Annotated in this window: 18 protein-coding genes and 1 pseudogene; 8 read left to right on the forward strand and 11 right to left on the reverse strand. The window is 61.0% G+C overall.

All coding sequences use genetic code 11. The features are described 5' to 3' along the window. Window positions 1-2 precede the first annotated feature (2 nt). Entirely contained in the window at window positions 3-734 is a 732-nt protein-coding gene (locus NKI72_RS22410; RefSeq protein ID WP_254819755.1) for an ATP-binding cassette domain-containing protein, read from the forward strand. A gap of 52 nt (window positions 735-786) precedes the next feature. On the opposite strand, the gene NKI72_RS22415 is transcribed toward NKI72_RS22410, so the two are convergent. The 8 genes from NKI72_RS22415 to NKI72_RS22450 form a co-directional block, all read right to left on the reverse strand. Further along, the gene (locus tag NKI72_RS22415) at window positions 787-1,785 is read right to left on the reverse strand and encodes a sugar-binding transcriptional regulator (protein WP_352850928.1); all 999 of its coding nucleotides are present in this window, start codon (window positions 1,783-1,785) and stop codon (window positions 787-789) included. Between the two features lie 97 nt (window positions 1,786-1,882). Continuing rightward, window positions 1,883-2,938: a hypothetical protein gene (locus tag NKI72_RS22420; RefSeq protein ID WP_352850929.1), complete on the reverse strand. Its 1,056-nt coding sequence runs from the start codon at window positions 2,936-2,938 to the stop codon at window positions 1,883-1,885. Then, a complete protein-coding gene (locus NKI72_RS22425) occupies window positions 2,939-4,021 on the reverse strand; it encodes an ABC transporter ATP-binding protein (protein WP_352744618.1) in 1,083 nt (360 codons plus the stop codon). It lies immediately after the preceding gene. Between the two features lie 77 nt (window positions 4,022-4,098). Further along, window positions 4,099-5,424: an iron-containing alcohol dehydrogenase gene (locus NKI72_RS22430; RefSeq protein WP_352850931.1), complete on the reverse strand. Its 1,326-nt coding sequence runs from the start codon at window positions 5,422-5,424 to the stop codon at window positions 4,099-4,101. Further along, window positions 5,417-6,946: a xylulokinase gene (locus NKI72_RS22435; RefSeq protein ID WP_352850932.1), complete on the reverse strand. Its 1,530-nt coding sequence runs from the start codon at window positions 6,944-6,946 to the stop codon at window positions 5,417-5,419. Before NKI72_RS22435 ends, NKI72_RS22430 begins: the two co-directional genes overlap by 8 nt. A gap of 65 nt (window positions 6,947-7,011) precedes the next feature. Continuing rightward, window positions 7,012-8,541 (reverse strand): ABC transporter substrate-binding protein, encoded by a 1,530-nt coding sequence (locus NKI72_RS22440; RefSeq protein WP_352474344.1) that lies wholly within the window; start codon window positions 8,539-8,541, stop codon window positions 7,012-7,014. A 47-nt stretch (window positions 8,542-8,588) separates the two neighbouring features. Next, the gene (locus NKI72_RS22445) at window positions 8,589-9,488 is read right to left on the reverse strand and encodes a carbohydrate ABC transporter permease (RefSeq protein WP_352620264.1); all 900 of its coding nucleotides are present in this window, start codon (window positions 9,486-9,488) and stop codon (window positions 8,589-8,591) included. Beyond that, window positions 9,488-10,399 (reverse strand): carbohydrate ABC transporter permease, encoded by a 912-nt coding sequence (locus NKI72_RS22450; RefSeq protein ID WP_352850933.1) that lies wholly within the window; start codon window positions 10,397-10,399, stop codon window positions 9,488-9,490. Before NKI72_RS22450 ends, NKI72_RS22445 begins: the two co-directional genes overlap by 1 nt. A 417-nt stretch (window positions 10,400-10,816) precedes the next feature. On the opposite strand from NKI72_RS22450, the pseudogene NKI72_RS22455 reads away from it, so the two are divergent. Both NKI72_RS22455 and NKI72_RS22460 read left to right on the forward strand, forming a co-directional pair. Next, window positions 10,817-10,942 (forward strand): annotated as a pseudogene (locus tag NKI72_RS22455) (major capsid family protein); the annotation flags it as partial. Window positions 10,943-11,040: 98 nt separating this feature from the next. Further along, on the forward strand, window positions 11,041-11,259 hold the full coding sequence (locus NKI72_RS22460) for a hypothetical protein (protein WP_352474340.1): 219 nt from the start codon (window positions 11,041-11,043) through the stop codon (window positions 11,257-11,259). Window positions 11,260-11,885: 626 nt separating this feature from the next. On the opposite strand, the gene NKI72_RS22465 is transcribed toward NKI72_RS22460, so the two are convergent. Then, a complete protein-coding gene (locus tag NKI72_RS22465) occupies window positions 11,886-12,278 on the reverse strand; it encodes a hypothetical protein (protein WP_353016357.1) in 393 nt (130 codons plus the stop codon). A gap of 804 nt (window positions 12,279-13,082) precedes the next feature. Next, window positions 13,083-13,310, reverse strand: a complete 228-nt coding sequence (locus tag NKI72_RS22470; RefSeq protein WP_352850935.1) for a hypothetical protein — start codon at window positions 13,308-13,310, stop codon at window positions 13,083-13,085. A 305-nt stretch (window positions 13,311-13,615) separates the two neighbouring features. Here NKI72_RS22470 and NKI72_RS22475 point away from each other — a divergent pair, with 305 nt between their 5' ends. The 3 genes from NKI72_RS22475 to NKI72_RS22485 all read left to right on the forward strand — a co-directional run bounded on the left by NKI72_RS22475 (window position 13,616) and on the right by NKI72_RS22485 (window position 15,663). Then, window positions 13,616-14,083: a hypothetical protein gene (locus tag NKI72_RS22475; protein ID WP_352474337.1), complete on the forward strand. Its 468-nt coding sequence runs from the start codon at window positions 13,616-13,618 to the stop codon at window positions 14,081-14,083. A 639-nt stretch (window positions 14,084-14,722) separates the two neighbouring features. Next, window positions 14,723-14,965, forward strand: coding sequence for a DUF982 domain-containing protein (locus NKI72_RS22480; protein WP_352745827.1), 243 nt, complete (start codon window positions 14,723-14,725; stop codon window positions 14,963-14,965). Between the two features lie 497 nt (window positions 14,966-15,462). Then, window positions 15,463-15,663 carry a hypothetical protein gene (locus tag NKI72_RS22485; RefSeq protein WP_352850937.1) on the forward strand — a complete coding sequence of 67 codons (201 nt, stop codon included), beginning with the start codon at window positions 15,463-15,465 and terminating at the stop codon, window positions 15,661-15,663. Here NKI72_RS22485 and NKI72_RS22490 read toward each other — a convergent pair. Further along, window positions 15,643-15,930 (reverse strand): exopolysaccharide biosynthesis protein, encoded by a 288-nt coding sequence (locus tag NKI72_RS22490; protein WP_502902746.1) that lies wholly within the window; start codon window positions 15,928-15,930, stop codon window positions 15,643-15,645. The genes NKI72_RS22485 and NKI72_RS22490 overlap by 21 nt on opposite strands. 58 nt (window positions 15,931-15,988) lie before the next feature. On the opposite strand from NKI72_RS22490, the gene NKI72_RS22495 reads away from it, so the two are divergent. After that, window positions 15,989-16,570: a DUF4142 domain-containing protein gene (locus NKI72_RS22495; RefSeq protein ID WP_352850938.1), complete on the forward strand. Its 582-nt coding sequence runs from the start codon at window positions 15,989-15,991 to the stop codon at window positions 16,568-16,570. 242 nt (window positions 16,571-16,812) lie between these two features. Beyond that, entirely contained in the window at window positions 16,813-17,055 is a 243-nt protein-coding gene (locus tag NKI72_RS22500; protein ID WP_352473088.1) for a polymerase, read from the forward strand. Window positions 17,056-17,138: the final 83 nt, after the last annotated feature.

Consider the following 17,138-nt stretch of genomic DNA (forward strand, 5'->3'; position numbering starts at 1 on the left):
TCATGGCGGCACCCATCATCGCGATCAAGGGACTCCAGAAATGGTATTCCGGCGTCCACGCCTTGAAGAACGTCACTCTCGACATCTACCCAGACGAGGCGCTGGGCCTCGTCGGCGACAACGGCGCCGGCAAATCGACGCTGATCAACATCCTGTCAGGCACCCAAAAGCCCGACGGCGGCGAGATCAGGATCGAAGGCGAACCGGTCCGATTCTCTAACCCGCGCGACGCCATGGATCGCGGCATCGAGACGATCTACCAGTACAATTCGATGGTCCCGACCATGACCATCGCCCGCAACGTCTTCATCGGGCGCGAGCCGGTGAAGGGCTCGGTTTTCGGCATCGGCATCCTGGACCAGAAGCGCATGCGTGACGAAAGCGTCAAGGCGATCGCCGATGTCGATCTGCATCTGAGGTCGCCCGACGCGCTGGTCGGCGAACTGTCGGGCGGCCAGCGCCAAGGCGTGGCGATCGCCCGGGCCATGCACTTCAAGTCGAAAGTCATGATCCTCGACGAGCCGACCAATCATCTCTCGGTGAAGGAGACGCGAAAGGTGATCGGCTTCGTTCGCGCCCTCAAGGCCCAGAACATCACCAGCGTCTTCATCAGCCACAACATGCATCATGTTTTCGAATGCTGTGACCGGGTCGTGGCGATGGCGCGCGGCGAGATCGTTCTCGACAAGCGGATCGGCGAGACTTCGATCGAGGAAATCCACGAGGTTCTGTGACGCGAAGAAGCGGTCACTCGCGAGCCGCTCGGCTGGTAGAGGTCAGTCTGGGCTACGGCTTTTCCGCAAGGATCGCCTCGGCGGTTTTCTCGTCGGTGATCAGCACATCGACGACTCCCAGACGCAACACGGCGCGCAGCACCGGAACCTTGTCGAGGCCGCCGGAGGGCAGGATCACAGTGTCGATGTCGCGCAGATGTTCGGGGGCGAGGCCGATGACTCGGCTGTTTAGCGGGTGATCGACGAGTTGTCCGTCGGCGCCGATCCAGTGGCCGCAGATATCGCCGACGGCTCCGGCTTTTTGGAGCGATCTGAGATCATCGTCTCCTACCAGTCCGATCCGAAAGATGGTGGCGTCCTTGTGCACCGCGCCCACCGAAACGAAAGCGGCGTCAACGTCGCGGGCATGGGTGAAGGCGTCTTCCAGAATGGACTGGCGCATAAGCAGATCGCGCGTGGCCTCCGTATCCGTGAACACCGGTGCTGCGATGTAGAAGCATTCCGCGTCGAAAAGCGCCGCGAGCCGCGAGGCGATTTCATAGATGTTGATCGCCGATCCACGCGTGAGCCCGCCGAGCAGGGAAACGACCGACATCCCTCTGACGGGGCGTACGGTCACTGAGCGCAGACTAAGCTGGAGCGTCCGTCCCCATCCCACGCCCACCGATATCCCGTCACGGATTCTATGCGACAGGGCTTCACCGGCAGCGGCTGCGATCACCTGTGGCACCAGGGCGGGATCGGGCGGTGTCGGAACCACGATTGGGTCGGAAACGCCATAGGCGTCCCGCAGCCGGTGCTCCAACTCGATGCAGTTCGCCACCTTGGAATTGATGCGAATCTGAACGATCCCGCGCTGACGGGCATGCGCCAGCATCCGGTTGACGCGAAGGCGTGTCAGGCCAAGAGACTTGGCGATTTGTGCTTGCGTCAGGTCACCGACATAAGCAAGCCAGGCGGCGCGTACGAGCAGCCCTTCCTCGCGATCGGCCGTGACGGAACTCGTTACGGCTTGGCGGCCATCGCGTTTCTTTCGCGCTGGTTTCTCCATCAGATCATCCTGTCCACTCCGCGGCAGCGGGTCCAGAGCGGCTCGGCGGAGCCATGTGCTCATCGATATGAGGCATCAATCGAGTTTCCCGGCTCCGCTAGCCTCGATGATAGCGGTCGAAGGACAAAACCAGCGGAGCATCATGGCAAATTGCGTCGATGATGGCGCTCGTCAGCGGCAGGCGATCGTGGGGAAGTACACCCCGGGCCATCATATTCTTCAAAGTCGGACCAAGGTCCAGCGCCAGTTGCGCGCCCTCGACCGTGTCTGAACTCATATGTTCGCGCTTCGCCACGGAATAGGGCAGGCCGCGGCCGAGCAGGCGCCCCATGCGACCGTTACGGCCCGCCTGGCAGGTCACGTAAAGATCGCCGGAGCCGGCCAGCCCCAGCACTGTTTCGACCTTTCCACCCAGGGCTTCGACCAGAATCGCCATCTCGGCGAGGGACTGCGAGAAAAGTGACGAGGCCAGGTTGTGCATGAGTGCGCCATTGGGCGCCTTGCCGTCGCGCTCGAGCAGCCCGACGGGAGCCCCAACGGCGAGTGTGTAGAAATTCTTGAAAGCGGCGCAGATCTCGACCCCAACGAGATCGGGTGACGATCGCGCATGATAGAAAGGCGCGCGCAGAATGCGGGACGCCGCGGCGACCTGGTCGGGATCATGCCCGGCCATGATCACAGAGGTGTCGCGCTGCGCCGCCAGTTCGCCGGCAATGCACGGTCCGCCGACGGCCATCACCGGGACCGACAAGCCAGTGCGTTGCTCGATCTCGCGGGCAAGCAGATGTGGCAGGATTTCCACGCCTTCGTCGCTTGCCGCAAGCCCTTTCGTAATCATCAGTATCGGCACGGGCGACTTGATGCTTTCTGCAATGCGGTCGATCGCCCAAGGAATGCCGGCCGACGAGACGCCGAGTACAAGCAGATCGGGTCCATCGTTCATCGCCGCAGCGAATTCGGTCCAGGAACAGGCGGTTACCACATCAGGCAGAGCGATGTTGAGGCGTGGGTGATGACTTGTGCTGGCCACCGAGCCGACGATCTCCCCATCGAGATGCGTCCCGACAAGAGTGATGCGGTTACCAGCGTGAGCGGCCGGAAGCGTCATGGCAGAGCCCATGACGCCGGCGCCGAGGATGATGATCCGCGCCATTCAGCTTCTTCCCTTGTCCAGCCGCTCGCCACTGCCCTGGTCGAACAGGTGGATTCGCTCAGGCGCCGGCTCCAGATGGATCACAGTTCCAGGAGAGACTTCCATACGGTCGTGCAGCACCGAGCAGATTGCGGCGTTGCCCATGCTGGCAAAGATGTGGATTTCGGGGCCAGTCGGCTCGACAACCGTAATCCTCGCCGGAATGCCGCGCCCGTCGGCCACTGGTCGAAGATGTTCGGGGCGAATGCCGTAGATCACCTTTTGGCCGGGCCGGACCGCAGCCCCTGGCGGCAGCGGGAGGGATAGCTCGTCGGTCCGCACCACCCAGGCGTCGCGCTCGGAAGCCACCTCGCCATGGAACATGTTCATTGCGGGCGAGCCGATGAAGGAGGCGACGAAGAGGTTTGCCGGGCGATCGTAGACATCGAGCGGGCGCCCGATCTGCTCGATATGGCCGTCGCGCATAATGACGATGACATCGGCCATGGTCATGGCCTCGATCTGGTCATGCGTGACATAGACGGTGGTGGTCTTCAGCCGCTGGTGGAGCTCCTTGATTTCGGTGCGCATCTGCACCCGCAGCTTGGCATCGAGATTGGACAGCGGTTCGTCGAACAGGAACACAGTTGGGTCCCGCACGATGGCGCGACCCATGGCGACGCGCTGCCGCTGGCCGCCCGAAAGCTGGCGGGGATACCGTTCCAGATAGGGTGTCAGGTTGAGGATCGACGCCGCCCACCCGACCTTCTGTTTGATTTCTTCGTTGGGGCGCTTCTTCAACTGCATGGAAAAGGCCATGTTGTCGAAGACGGTCATGTGCGCGTAAAGCGCGTAATTCTGGAAGACCATCGCGATATTGCGGTCTTTGGGATGGAGCATGTTGACGACCCTGTCGCCTATGGCGATCTCACCGGACGTGATGGGCTCGAGACCGGCTATCATGCGCAACAGAGTGGACTTGCCGCAGCCGGACGGCCCCAGCAGAACGACGAACTGGCCATCCTCGATCGAGAGATCGAGTCCATCGATAATCGAGAGGGCGCCATAGTCCTTCTTTATGTTGCTGATGGTGACAGACGCCATAAATTGCTACCCTTCGATTGCCCTTGCCGGTTGGATCTCATTTTCGCCATGCGAGCGATTGGCGATCGGATGCGCTCTCACCATTCGCTCTCCAGAAACTCTTCCAAGAGTCCCGCATCGGCGGCCAGGTTGACAAAGGACCATCGGCCGCGGATTTCTCGCGAATAGCGAATGGCGTCGTGCCAAAGCGCGCGCGGCAGGTCTAGTTCCGCGCCGGTGACCGGCCCTCCCGCAGCCTTGAGTGCTGCCTCCATGCGGGCGACCGGCATTGCCATCGGCCGAACCTCCTGGCGCAGCGCCGGCCAGATTTCCGCAAGCCTGCGGTTGAAGATTTCCGACTGGCTGGCGTCGAGTGCCGTCTTCTTCATCTCGGCAATGCAAAGTGGTCCAAGTTGCGCGCCATAACGGGCCAGCATCGCCGCCTCGTCGATGGCGGTCGGCTTCACCTGCGGCGGCTTTTCCATGTCCAGCAGCCGCGCTTGCAGCCGCGCCATGACCAACGAGGCAACCCCCACCTGCTGGCCGTGCGTGGTGCCGGGATGACGCTCTCCCGCGAACATGTCGACCCAATGGGAAATCTGGTGCTCTCCCATGGACCCGGGATGGGAAACGCCGGCAAAGCACACGCCCATCGAGCACAGCGTCAGGACGCGCTGGAGATGCCCGACAGCGGTGACGTCATGCCTGGCAAGGCCAGGCGCATGGGCCAGCATCGGCTCCTCATCGCCCGCCTGCAGCTGGTAGGGCACCTCGGAATAGTAAGTGTCGAACAGCCGATGCGAAGCCCACCAGTCGATCTGGGCCGTGGAGCGGCAGAGGCTGTCGCCAAGCCCGGCGGCGCTGAGCCAGGCGGGCGCTGCGGCCGACACGCCAAGATCCAGGAAGATGCCCCTGGGGGCGTGTGAGGGCAGCGAGATCTTGAGCCCGGAGGCCAAGGTCACCGACGCTGTCGAGGCGCCGTAGCCATTCATCGAGGCGGCCGTGCCGAAGACGGCATAGGGTCGCTCGTCGAGGAAGGTTGCATGCTTGCAGCTGTCATTGAGGACGCCCGACCCGACGGCCACGACCCCTTCGGCGTGACGTGTCTTCTCCCTGACCACCTGGATCGTCGCCTCATCACAGTCGAGGCCGTCAGGCAGCACGATTTCATCGATGTCGGCGATGGCACGCAGCGCCTTCGCGACGCGCCTGCCCATCACATCGACGGTGTTGATATCGGAGACCACGGCGATGCGGCTGCCTAGCTTCAGCGGCGCAACGAGATCCGCCTCGCGGCCTTCCGTCGTCTCCAGCAATTCGATCGTCTGGAACGGCAAGACCGCGGCCGCGCCTGTCTTGGGATCTGTCCAGCGTCCAGCTACAACGTCCTCGATCAACGCGTTCCAGTTGGTCGTTTCAGCCATGATCGGCCTCCATGAAGGCCGCGAGGCGCTGGTTCCAGGCTGCAAGCGTTGGCCAAAGATCGGCATGGATCGCAAGAAGTTCGGCGTAGAGCGCGGCCCGTTTCGTGTCCGGTTCGAAGGTTTTGGCCGGCTCGCTGGCCATTGCGAGCGACGCTTCGGCGATGGTGGAAAACCAGCCCATCCCCTTTGCCGCCGCCATCGCCGCGCCTAGCGAGGAGGCTTCGACGGTCGTCGAACGTTTTACGGGACGGCCGAGTGCATCCGCCAGAATCTGCATCCACAGGTCGGACTTCGCTCCTCCGCCGATGGCTATGAACTGGTCGATAGTCTGGGCGGCAGCCGCAGCCGCCCGCTGACTTGTCGCGGCCTGATGCAGCGCTATGCCTTCCAGCACGGCGCGATAGATGTCGCCGCGGCGGCTCGAGCCCGAAAGCCCGGCAATCACACCACGGGCCGCACTGTCCCAGTGTGGGTCCATGACGCCCTGCCAGTAGGGCAGGAGCATTATGCCGCCTGCGCCGATCGGGCTGGCAGCGGCTTCGGCCTCGAGCGCCTCCAGGGCATCGCTTGCGCCATGCAGATCGACGCCAAGCATCTCGCGCGCCATCCAGTCGACAAGAAAAGTGCCGGCGCGAAGGCACGTCTCGTAGATGTAGCCATTATCGGCGACCGCCGTTTCGGTGCGGAAGGCCTGGTCGTGGACGTAGTCCGTGCCGAAGCTGCCGGAGACGACCGCCGTGCCGAGGTTGATGTAAGCGCATCGCGGCTGCAACACACCAGCGCCCGTGCCGGCGCATTGACCGTCGCCGCCGCCGGCGACGATCGGCGTGCCCTCGCGCAGGCCCGTCGAAATGGCCGCTTCCGAAGTTAGTTGGCCCAGAACGGTGCCGGGCCGCGCCACTTCTGGCATCATGCGCCGGGCGACGCCCGCTGCCTCCAGTATATCGTTCGACCAGTCCATAGCCCGCATATCGAGTATGCCCATCGGGTCGGCGGATGCGGTGGACGTCACCCACCGGCCGCTCAAGCGAAAGACCAGATAGCCGTGGACTTCGGCCATCCGCTCCACCCGGGCAAAAATCTCGGGCTCTTGCTCGCGGAACCAGATCATGCGGTAAAGGCAAGGAATGACGTCCAGCGGCTTGCCGGATATTGCGTGGACGCGTGCCGCGCCGAAACTCTCGCCGAAGCGGCGTGCTTTCCCACGGGCGCGCTCATCGAGCCAGAGCGTTGCCGGCCCGACCGCCTGGCCTTGCTCGTCGAAAAGGCCGAAGCTTTCGCGTTGGTTGGCAATCGCAAGGGCGGCAATGCGTGCCGGCGAAACCGTTGACGTCACAGCGCGCAGCGCTGCGACCGTCGAGGTCCACCACTCGGCCGGATCCTGCTCGAAATAGCCCGAACGCGGGTTGGACATTGCAAGCGGTGCACGACCTTCGGTCACGGCCAGACCATTGCGGTCCCAGGCGATCGCCTTGGTTGCCGAGGTCGAGGAATCAATGCCGATGACGAGATCAGGAACCATTGCCGCCACGTTGCCAAACGGCGAGGGCGGCCGAAGCCGCCTTCGCCCAAATCACCGACTAGCCGCTAAAGACCGGCGTCCTTGACTTTGCCGTCGACAATGCCGGCAATGGCATCGAGGCACGCCTTGGCATCGCCGCCATAGTCTTGGCCCGTAAGCAACTTGCCGAGCTCAACCGGAATGTCGTTGTTCGACAGATCCGCCCAGATCGGCATGTCCGGCTCAGATCCCATCTGATTGTCGATCGTGTATTTGATCGCGTCGAAATGGCGTGTTGTTCCGGGGCCGACAACGGCCTTCGCCTTGACCCGAGGATCTGTAAAAGAGGAATTGCGCATCGGCGAGGCGCCGCCGCCGAGCGTCGATACCCGCGCCATGACATCCTTCGAGCAGACCCACTGCATGAACAGCCATGCCGCTTCCTTGTTCTTGGAATATTGCGACAGCGAGATCGTCGAGCCGCCCTGGTGGCCGACGGCCGGGATTTCGTTGAAGCCGCAATCGGCAGCGGCGCGACGGCCAGGAACTTCCTTGGGCGCGGGCAGGGCCTCGAACAGGCCTTTGACCTTGGAATCGTTGGCATCGAAGCCGGGGAAATCCTCGCCCCAGGTGATTGCCATGGCGGCTTGTCCCTGTGTCAGGGCCTGTCCTTGGCCGTCCCAGGTCCAAGTCGTCGCCGACGGCGGCGAGTTCTTGACCAGCTCCTGATAGAATTTGAGCCCGGCCACGCCGCGCTCGTCATTGCCGACAAACTTCTTGTCCTTGTTGAAGACAGAACCGCCATGGCCCCACAATGCGAAGGTCCAGTCGCATTCCAGCGAATAGTGGCCGGACTTCGCCTGGCACGCGGTGCCGAAGATGCCGTTGCTTTTTTCTGCCTCTGTGAGCGCCTGCACGGCCTTGAGGTAGGCGTCGAGGTCTGTCGGCAGCGCAATGTTGTGTTTGTCGAAAAGATCCTTGCGGTACATCAGGATGAAGATCGGAATATCGAATGGAATTCCGCACTGCTTGCCGTTGTACATGGCGATGCCCTCGACCAGCGGCTTGGAGAAATCGTCCCAGTCGAAGTTGGGCATCGCCAGTTCTTTGTTCTGGTCGTAATACTCGCGCGGATCGACGACATCCTGGGCAAATGTCGCCATCCAGGACTGGTCGAGATAGTAGACGTCGTAGGTGCCAAGCTGGCCCTGTACGTCTTGCGTCGCCTTGGCGAGAACCTGCTCCAGCGGCACGATCTCGACTTCAACCTCAATGCCCGTTGCCTTGGTGAATTCACCCGCGACAAGCTGGTTGGCAACAATCGTTGGCGGCGTCGCTTCCGAAGTGTAGCGGATTTTGGTGCCGGCATATGGTTTGCCGACGTCGGCCAGCCACTTCAGCATATCGGCGTCCTGGGCGCGGGCTTCTTCAACCCCGAGGCCCAGCATCCCCCGATTGGTGCGGCCACCACCTAGCATGGCCGATCCGAAGGCGGAAAAGCCGACACCGGCGAGCGCCATCTTCCTCATGAAGTCGCGTTTGGTTATCCGGCGCGCCGTAAAGTCATTGCAGGTATCGGCGACGAATGTCTTCTTGTCGTGTTCACTGAAGCTCATGATCGTTCCTCCATTGCGTTTCTGTCGTCGTTCTTCTCGTCTGCGCCTCACTCCTTCAGCGATCCGAGGGTGAGGCCGCGGACCAGATGCCGTTGAACCAGCAGGATAAAGATGAAGCTGGGTATGATCGCGGACGTGCCGAGCGCTGTGATGTAGCCCCACTCGGTCGCGGTCGAGGTGACAAAGGTCGAGATCTTCACCGGCACAGTGCGGATCGACGTTGTCAGGAACAGTGAGAGCAGGAACTCGGTCCACGAAAAGATGAAACACAGCACCGCCGTCGCAGCGATGCCGCCCTTGACCATGGGAAGGACCACGCGTCGGAACGTCTGCCAGCGCGTCGCGCCGTCAATAAGCGCCGCCTCGTCAACCTCGCGCGGAACATCGTCGAAGAACGACTTCAAAAGCAGAACCGCCAGCGGCAGGTTGATCAAACTGTGAACGAGGACGAGGCCCGTATAGGTATCGCGCAAGCCGAGATCGCGGAACATGAAAACGATCGGAATGACGATCGCGATTGGCGGCATGAAGCGCTGCGACAGAATCCAGAACAGGAAGGACTGCTGGCCGCTGAACTGCATTCGCGACAGGCAATAGGCGGCCAGCGTGGCCAGCAGCAGCGTCAGCGCAGTCGATCCGACGGCTATGATGGCGCTGTCGAGCAACGACTGGCGCGAATCGTAGGAGCTGGCGCCCCCCTTGATCACCCCGGCCGCCTCGCCGCCCTGTTCCATGCCGATGTCGACGCGTGAGACGCCAAGCAACGTCACGCGGTAATTGTCCGGCGTCGGCGTGAAACCGGTGTAGACCGGTCCGCTGCGGTCGAAGATCGCCGAATAGGGTTTGATAGACGACAGGGCCCACCACGCGATGGGGAACATGAAGATCGCCACCACCAGGACGGCGAGCACGTCGCGGGCGATCGTTTGGGCGCGCGACGACTCCATCAGAACCTCACCTTGAACAGCCTGACGAAGAGGTTCGACACGACGATCAAGACGACGAGCACGATCAGCGACAGGGTTGCGGCATAGGGGAAGTCTCCGGTGAAGTAGATACGGCCAGCGTAGAACGAAAGCGTCTCGGTGGCCGTGCCTGGCCCGCCGGCGGTGATGATGTAGACGTAGTCGTAGATGCGAAAGAGATCGACGCCGCGGATCAGCACCGCGACCGCTATCACCTTGCGCAGCATCGGCAATGTGAGCCGCAAGAACGTCTGGATGCCGTTGGCACCGTCGATCGCGGCTGCCTCGAAAGGTTCCTTCGGCAGCGCCCTGAGCCCTGCCAGGATGATGAGCACCATGAACGGCGTCCATTGCCATATGTCCGCCAGCAGGATCGCCGCCAATGCGGTTCCGGGCTGCGTCAGGATCGGCTGTGCCGGCGAGATCAGGTCGAGGGCATACAGGTAGAACGACAGGACGCCGAAAGAGCCGTCCTGCATCAGCAGGAACATCATTCCGGTCACCGCAGGCGGCACCACCAGCGGCAGTGTCATCAGCGCCCGCAGCACCCCGTAACCTTTGCGATCGGTGTCAAGCAGAATTGCGATGAGGATGCCGAGCGCAAGCTGAACCGCAAGCGCGACGAAGGTATAGATCAGCGTGGTTTCCAGCGAATGCCACATACGCGCATCCGAGAAGGCGCGCGTCCATTGGTGGAGCCCGGCGAAGTCGAGCTGCCGGGAGACGACATTGCGTTTGTGAAGCGACAGCCAGACCGAATAGGCGAGGGGATAGATGCCGAAAACGAGAAGCATCACCGTGATCGGCGCGAGCCAGGGGAAAGGATGCTCGGCCGTCATGAACCGGGGAAGGGCCCATCTGGGCGCTTCGCGGGTCACGGTCACCGTGCTCACGCGCAAATCTCCGCTCGGTCACACAGACGCATCGGCCTTCTCCCTATCGGCCAGATTGTGCCAACTTGAACTTTTGTAAGTTTGTTGTGCCTTTTGTTAAGAACGTGTCGGACGGCCGCCGAATTGTCAAGTCGGTTCCGTCAGCGCTCAAGGGATTTGCTCGTGGTCCCAGAGGATGCCGTGATCGCCGGGTATGGAGTCGTTTTGGAGGAAACGCCGCCGGCAAATGCCGTGCACCAGCCTCAACCGCGCTCAGGGCCGCCGCCAATTTTGGCTGCAACATCCTTGGCCCTCGAACTGCGCAATTAGCGCTAAGATGCGATAAACTGCGCAGTTACAATAAGACCCTTTTTCTTACGAATTTACAAATGCTTAACCCTGATGCCGTTTCGAGCTTAGTTGTCCGCGGACAACTCACCGACGCCCTTCCGGTTCCTGGCCCGCATGGCAGACCCGATCAAGTTCGACGTGCCCGGCATCTTCCGTCTCGGCGTGGTCGATATCCGCCGGCCGAAGTCGATCCGCTATCTCGACGGCATCTAAGGAGGCGATGATGAAACACCAACAACCAGGCAGGCCCGCGGTATCAACACCACCAGCGGTCCGGTTTTCCTCGATCCGGCCAGACCGCCGATGTCGACGTGAGCGCAGCCGAAGTGGAAGTTGCCAAGGCAACCGGCTGGTTCCCCTTTGCCGGTAAGAATTCGTCCCAATCCGACGAATTCCTCCAAGGCAAGGGCACCGACACGGAACGCGAGGACCTCACCAAGCAGGCGAATCAGCTCGGCATCGACCATGGCAAGAACGTCCCGACCGACAAGCTTAAGGAACTCGTTGACGCGAAGTTGCGCGGCCGCTGATCGATTGCTATCCGCCGGAGGGCCGCGAGACCTATCAGCGCTCCATCACCATCCCGCTGGCGACCGCGCTCGGCCGGGCGCATTAAGAGGCGCGCTTCACCTACACCTGCGTGCAGAAGCTGGCCTTCCCGATCGAGGTGACCGCGCCGACCGTCTATTTCGACATCGTTCCGGCGCCGGCAACGCTGACGCCGCTGACCCCGGAAGCGCCTTAGCAACCCGCGCCCGGCGGTTCCGGGCAATCTCTCAAATAGCAACTCGAAAGGAACGGCCAGGACAGTCACCGTCAAAATCCTTGTGGGCGGCAACTACCGTGCCACAATCAAGCCCACCATCGACGGTGCCGAAGGCAGCGTTCAGATCGGCCCTAAAGAAGAAAAGCCGGTCTGATATTTCTGAGAGTGATTAGAAATGGTAGTTCAGACCGACGCGGACAATTTGCCCATCATTGCTGAACTCGTAGGTCCCAATTCGCCCTTGCGGGCCACCGACGCGGTAAAGAGCTTGATATCAAACATTCTTTTTGGTTCAGACTCGTGGGACATTCAGACTCGTGGGACATGACCCACACGACGCGCTACCGTGTGTCTCGCCATCACGCCACCGCCATCCGACTTTGAGAAAGATCAGGTAGACCGGTCGAAACGGCCCGATTTGCGAAGCTTCGCAAGCAAGCTCTCTGCCGCGCCGTGGTAGTTGGCAGAGGCCTGCTCGGCCATCGGCAGCGAACTCCACACGGTTAGTTCGGCCACCAGAAAGTCGTTGTCTGCGTCCACCGGCGCGGATCTAAGTTGTCCGTTTTTATCCATCATGATTGCTACCACGGTGTCGTTTGCGCCGTACCCAATCGCCGCCATCCTCTGAATGCGAGAATCGCCGTCCACGCGAACGTCGAACAAGACGGATCCGCCAGTTTTCTCCGCGATGTCATCCACTCGGTCGGAAAACGCCCGATTCATACCGCCTGTATTGGCAAGTGATTGCTCCAGCAAAACCAGTTCAACATACTCCGCCTTCATGCCGTGACTATGGGCGCACAGGCCCAATCGGCAATCCTACCCGCATCTTTTCACACAGGAATCCCAATGACATCCTCCAACGCGCCGCGGCGTGCGCGGCGAGATCAAGGTGAGACCGAACCAAGCACGAGACAGATGATATTGGTGATGATTGCGATTTCGACGCTGTTCCAGGTGGCTGCGATCAAGCGGTCGTTCTGCCATAACGAAGCGTACCACTCCGTCGTCCCTGATTGTCCTGACCCAAAAGCTCCTCCCCAGGAAGAAACTAAGCCTTGAGCGGGCGCGTGGGCGGCTGCAGCATCCGCAGACAACCCTCCGATCTCTTTCCGCTTCCTCGCAGGAGCGCCAGCTCCATGTTCGGCGTTTGCGCCGATTGCTGAGGGACGGAGACAAGGAACGCGACTGCCTCTCCGCTCGTTGACCGTCTCGACCCGAGTTGCCCTCCACCTCCATACGCAAAACGGGGTCTGATCCGGAAAGAAGAATCCTCTCGGTCTGGTTTGTAGCCAGCGCCAAGGCATACCGAGTTTGACAGCGTTCCGCCGGAGACCTTTGCCGCGTTCCGGGTCGCATCCAGGGTCGCTATTTCGACGACACATCGGCAACAACTTCCGGTACCACCTTGTTGCTGCCGGTAGCGACCGGGGGACGACCTGACATTTCGGTGCCGAGTTCGTCCTTTACGCTCCAACCGTCGGTTTGTGGACGCATGGAAGCTCTGGAATACCAGTGGCCCGCCCTGAGCGCGCATCGCGCGGAAATTTGCGGCCTGTTGCGATGCTCCACCAAGCGGCCGGATGTTCAGCGTGTCAGACCGCAGTCCGTGCAGGTGGAATCTATCTTGACCAGACGTTCTCTGGCCTCGGCCAGTCGACGTTGTGCAGACCTAATCCTGTCGCACAGCGCGATGTTAATGCCGACGCCGCAGTCTTTGTCCAGGATTTCGGTCGCACGCTGGAGGGACAGCTCCACTCGTTTCATGCGCTGCCTGGCTTTAGGCAACTCCACGTTCAAAAGATCGACCATCATTCAGGATCCGAGGGGGCCCCTTCGATTGTTAACCGGCCCCGGTCGCATTGGTTCCAGTGGGAATCTGCACAGGGATTGGACGCGAGGACTCGTAAGCCTTGGATTGCCGACCAACTGCGGCCACAAAATCTTGCCATCGATTGCGTGCGGCGGCGCTGGCCAGCCGCAGCTCACTAACGGCGCCACATCGGGCCAAGCGGCGCCGCCGGCGTCTGCGACTAACCCAGCTTGCCGATGCTAGGGCGGCTTGGCAAAAAACTCCGGCATGATATGGACGGTATATTACTCGACCCTAATTAAGCGCCATGTTCCGCTTGCTGCTTAGCTTCGTCTCATTGTTATTTTCCACCACGCTTCTTTATGCGCAAGAGTGGCAGCCCTTCGGCATCAAGCAGTTTGGCTTTGTATTCGATGCGCCCCCCGGCTTTGTTTTAACTCAGCGTTCCGACCAGGGAGCAGCTTTTCAGGGCAAAAACGAGGCCTTTCTTGCTGTTTGGGGCGCAAGGCTCGGAAAGGCCAGTTTCCGCGCCGAAATAGAGCATCGAATTGTCGAGGATGAAAAGGCGGGCTGGAAAGTGACCTATCGGCGCGTTAAGCCGACGTGGGCCAGTTATTCCGGTATCAGGGACGGGCAAATCCGCTACGTACGCGTCATTGCCGTCTGCAATGACGGTGCGGCGCTCTTTATAATGAACTACAGCAGATCCGAAAAAATCGCCTACGATCCCGTCGTCGTGCGAATGGTGCGATCCCTACGGGCGGAAGGCTGCTAAAGCCTGAGACTTTCAGAAATGTGTGTGGACGTTGATCGCGCTGGCCTGCAGCGAAGACTGAGATTTAACGGCAACAGCGGTTCTCGGTCGCCCCGTTCCACCGCCGCACCGCCAACGTGAGAGAATCTGCCGTTTTCCGTGGCTCCGCAACGGCGAAACCGAACCAGGCTGGGCGCCTATCCCTCACCGCGACCGCGGCGCAGACGAGGAGATGGGGATGTTACGGTCCTCTGTTTAGGGCCGATGGCCAAAAAGTTTACCAGCTCCCGACCGGAAGCTGGTCGCAGAGGAAGTCCTTCTCTAAATTCCATGGCAATCCTTTGGTTCGCACCTCCAGTGTACGTCAAGACGGAGCACGACGGCTTCCGCTAGGGGTCCACCACGTTCACGCTGCAGCCAAGGAGCTCCTGAAGTGGACCAATCGTGGCCCTGACTGGAACCTCGCGGTGCGCCTTTGCGTGGCTGTTATTGCCGACGAGATGAGCCTGAGGAGTGCCGCAAGGCGCTCCTAGCCGCTGCCATGGAGGAGGGGATGCTTTTTCCTGATTAGCAGGTCGTGTGGCTCTTCGCACAAGCCAAATTCGATCACCGGCTTAGACATCCCTTCCAAACATTTCCACCCCCTCTAATTGTCCCTCGATGGCAACCCATTGGTTCGTCCCTCCGGTGTTCGTGAAGACTGAAACCGGCGACAGGCATGGCTGCAACAATGCGAGGGCAGCCCTTGAGCAGCTCAAGAGGTGGACCCGCAGAGGACCTCGCTGGCACAAGGCGGTGACCCTCTGCCTGTCAGACCTGGAGGGCGATCCGATTGACCCTCAGGTGGTCCGAAAGGCCTTTGAGGCAGCCGCTAAGGAAGCCAAGATGTATCTCTCCCCGTAGGAGGAGAATTTCTCCCAAAGATTCAGTCCTTTATTCAGTACGATTCGAACATTGATTTGTTCGAGAGGTGACCTAAGTGGCCGCTTGGGTTCTCGCTGAGGTGGGAGGCCTCGTATGAACGTTTGGACGGACTGTCGACCCGATAAGGTGACGGCCAAATAGCTTGTTCACGAGCTAATCCTGCAAGCCCCTCGCGGCCAAATCATCTCCGTCAAAGATACTATCGCAGCGGTGCGCCGAGACGGGCCGAATCTGGTGGAAAGTGACTGCGCGTTGGTCGAACTTATTGTCGAGATTGCGCCAGCCGTTGGCCTGTTTGTCGGGTTCGATCTTCGCGAATAGCCGCATGGCTCTCCACTGGTTCAACCCTATAGGATCGTGAGCGGCACGGGGAACTTAGCGAGCTGGTTACGAATCCCCGCTCGGTAGTTCGACCAAACATTCTGGACCCTTTTAGAAACTGCTATTACTGGCGTTATGGCTCTGCGGGTACCGACATGGTTGTTGCCTATGTGGCAGGTCATATTTCGATTGAGGATGTTCAGATGACGCACCGCGTGATGAGCGAGTTGCGGCGCAGACTTGAGGCAGATGAAAATGTCGAAGAGCAGGCCTGGGCCGTCAGTGAGCGGCCGGTCTCGGACTCCATGCCTGACGACGCGCCCGTGATCTCGCGCTTAGGACGTCGGGACCGCTGATGCCACAACAACAAGCAGAGCCGCAGTCGCGACAAACGACGTCGAGGCGAGCAGCAGTCCAATCAGGGTTACGAGACCGTCGCGTTCCATCAATGCGACGGCCAAGACTACCAGTGAGAGCACCGGCAGGATATTCCCGAAGGGAATCAGCAGCGCGATAACGACGGCGAGCAGGAAGATCGGAACGCCGAGCGGGGTCTGCACCGTCGAGCCCGTCAGGATCTGCAGCCGACCGGTGCGCACAACTTTCTCCACCCGGCTGATCATCGGCACCGAATGACGGACTATTAGACCGAACGACACAGGCGAAAACTGGCGCTCTCTGATGATGGCACAACCAGACCCTCCGGCTGCCCGCGACGATCTGGAGCGAGACCCGCGCGAGCCCGCTGCCGAAAACCGTGCCGAACGGCCCCGGGATCGGCGTCAACGCTGGGATGGCTCGGACATCTCACCCACGCAGCCGCTCCTCACGCATCCTCGCCGGCTCTGTTCAGAGCCCGGACAAGGGCGCTGCGCATTGCGGGTCCTGGCTATCCAGAAGCTCCGCCGGCGCGGTACGGCCAATCGCTATATTGATGGCGGTGACCGTCGCCCAGCCGTAGTCGCCGGCGGCGCGCTCGATGAGTGGCGGGTCCTGAGACGTCAGGCAGTTCTGAGACTGGCGAACGATCTCCACGGAAGCTTCGCGCGCTCTCCGACCAACTCAAGGAGGCCAGCGGGGACAGTTTCCAATCGAAAATATATCGACATGCAGACCCAGGCGCATAAGGAAGCGGTGGCGCTGTTTTCCGCTTACGCGAATTCTGGCGACGATCCGGCGATGAAGGAGTTTGCCAAGAAGACGCTGCCGGTGCTGCAAATGCACGAACGTCACGTCAAGGACCTCGCTGCCGCCCATCAATGAGAGCGCAGGCAGTTTCGCCGACAGAAGACGCGCCACATCGGGCTGAGTGAAGCGGCTGTCGTCGGGCCACACAGCCGGGAACAAAGCACCGAGAGTGCCGTTGTTTATCCGGCTTGTTCGGGAGGACCCAATGAAAGGCGGCATTTGCGGCGCGCCAAGGACAGTAGCGCCGGCCTTCGGCGCCGTCCTGGTCGCCGCTGTCACAGGCTGAAATCGCTTTCCGAACGGGACAGGCTGCCTTCATGCGCTACGGCGAGATATTTGCAAATGTTACGGCACTCATGTTGCTGGCCTTGATGATTGGCGGCGTCTTCGTCCTGTTTGGAGAGCCGCTGTGGCCGCGGCACTACGCGAGAATGGTGCTGGTTACGGATATCGATGCCATGACCACCGCGTCAGTCCGAACAAGCTGCCTGCCCAGTCCCTGCCTGCCCGACACCATCGATCATACCGTGCTCACTCCTCGCCCCGAAGACGGACCTTGATTTGCGATTTGCAGACGCTGGAGCTGGGTACGGAAAAGCCCGCCGCCCGAGCTGCGCGGCGGGCTTTTTTGGTGAATCAACCC

The organism is Mesorhizobium sp. M0437 (assembly GCF_040321335.1).
Taxonomy (GTDB): Bacteria; Pseudomonadota; Alphaproteobacteria; order Rhizobiales; family Rhizobiaceae; genus Mesorhizobium.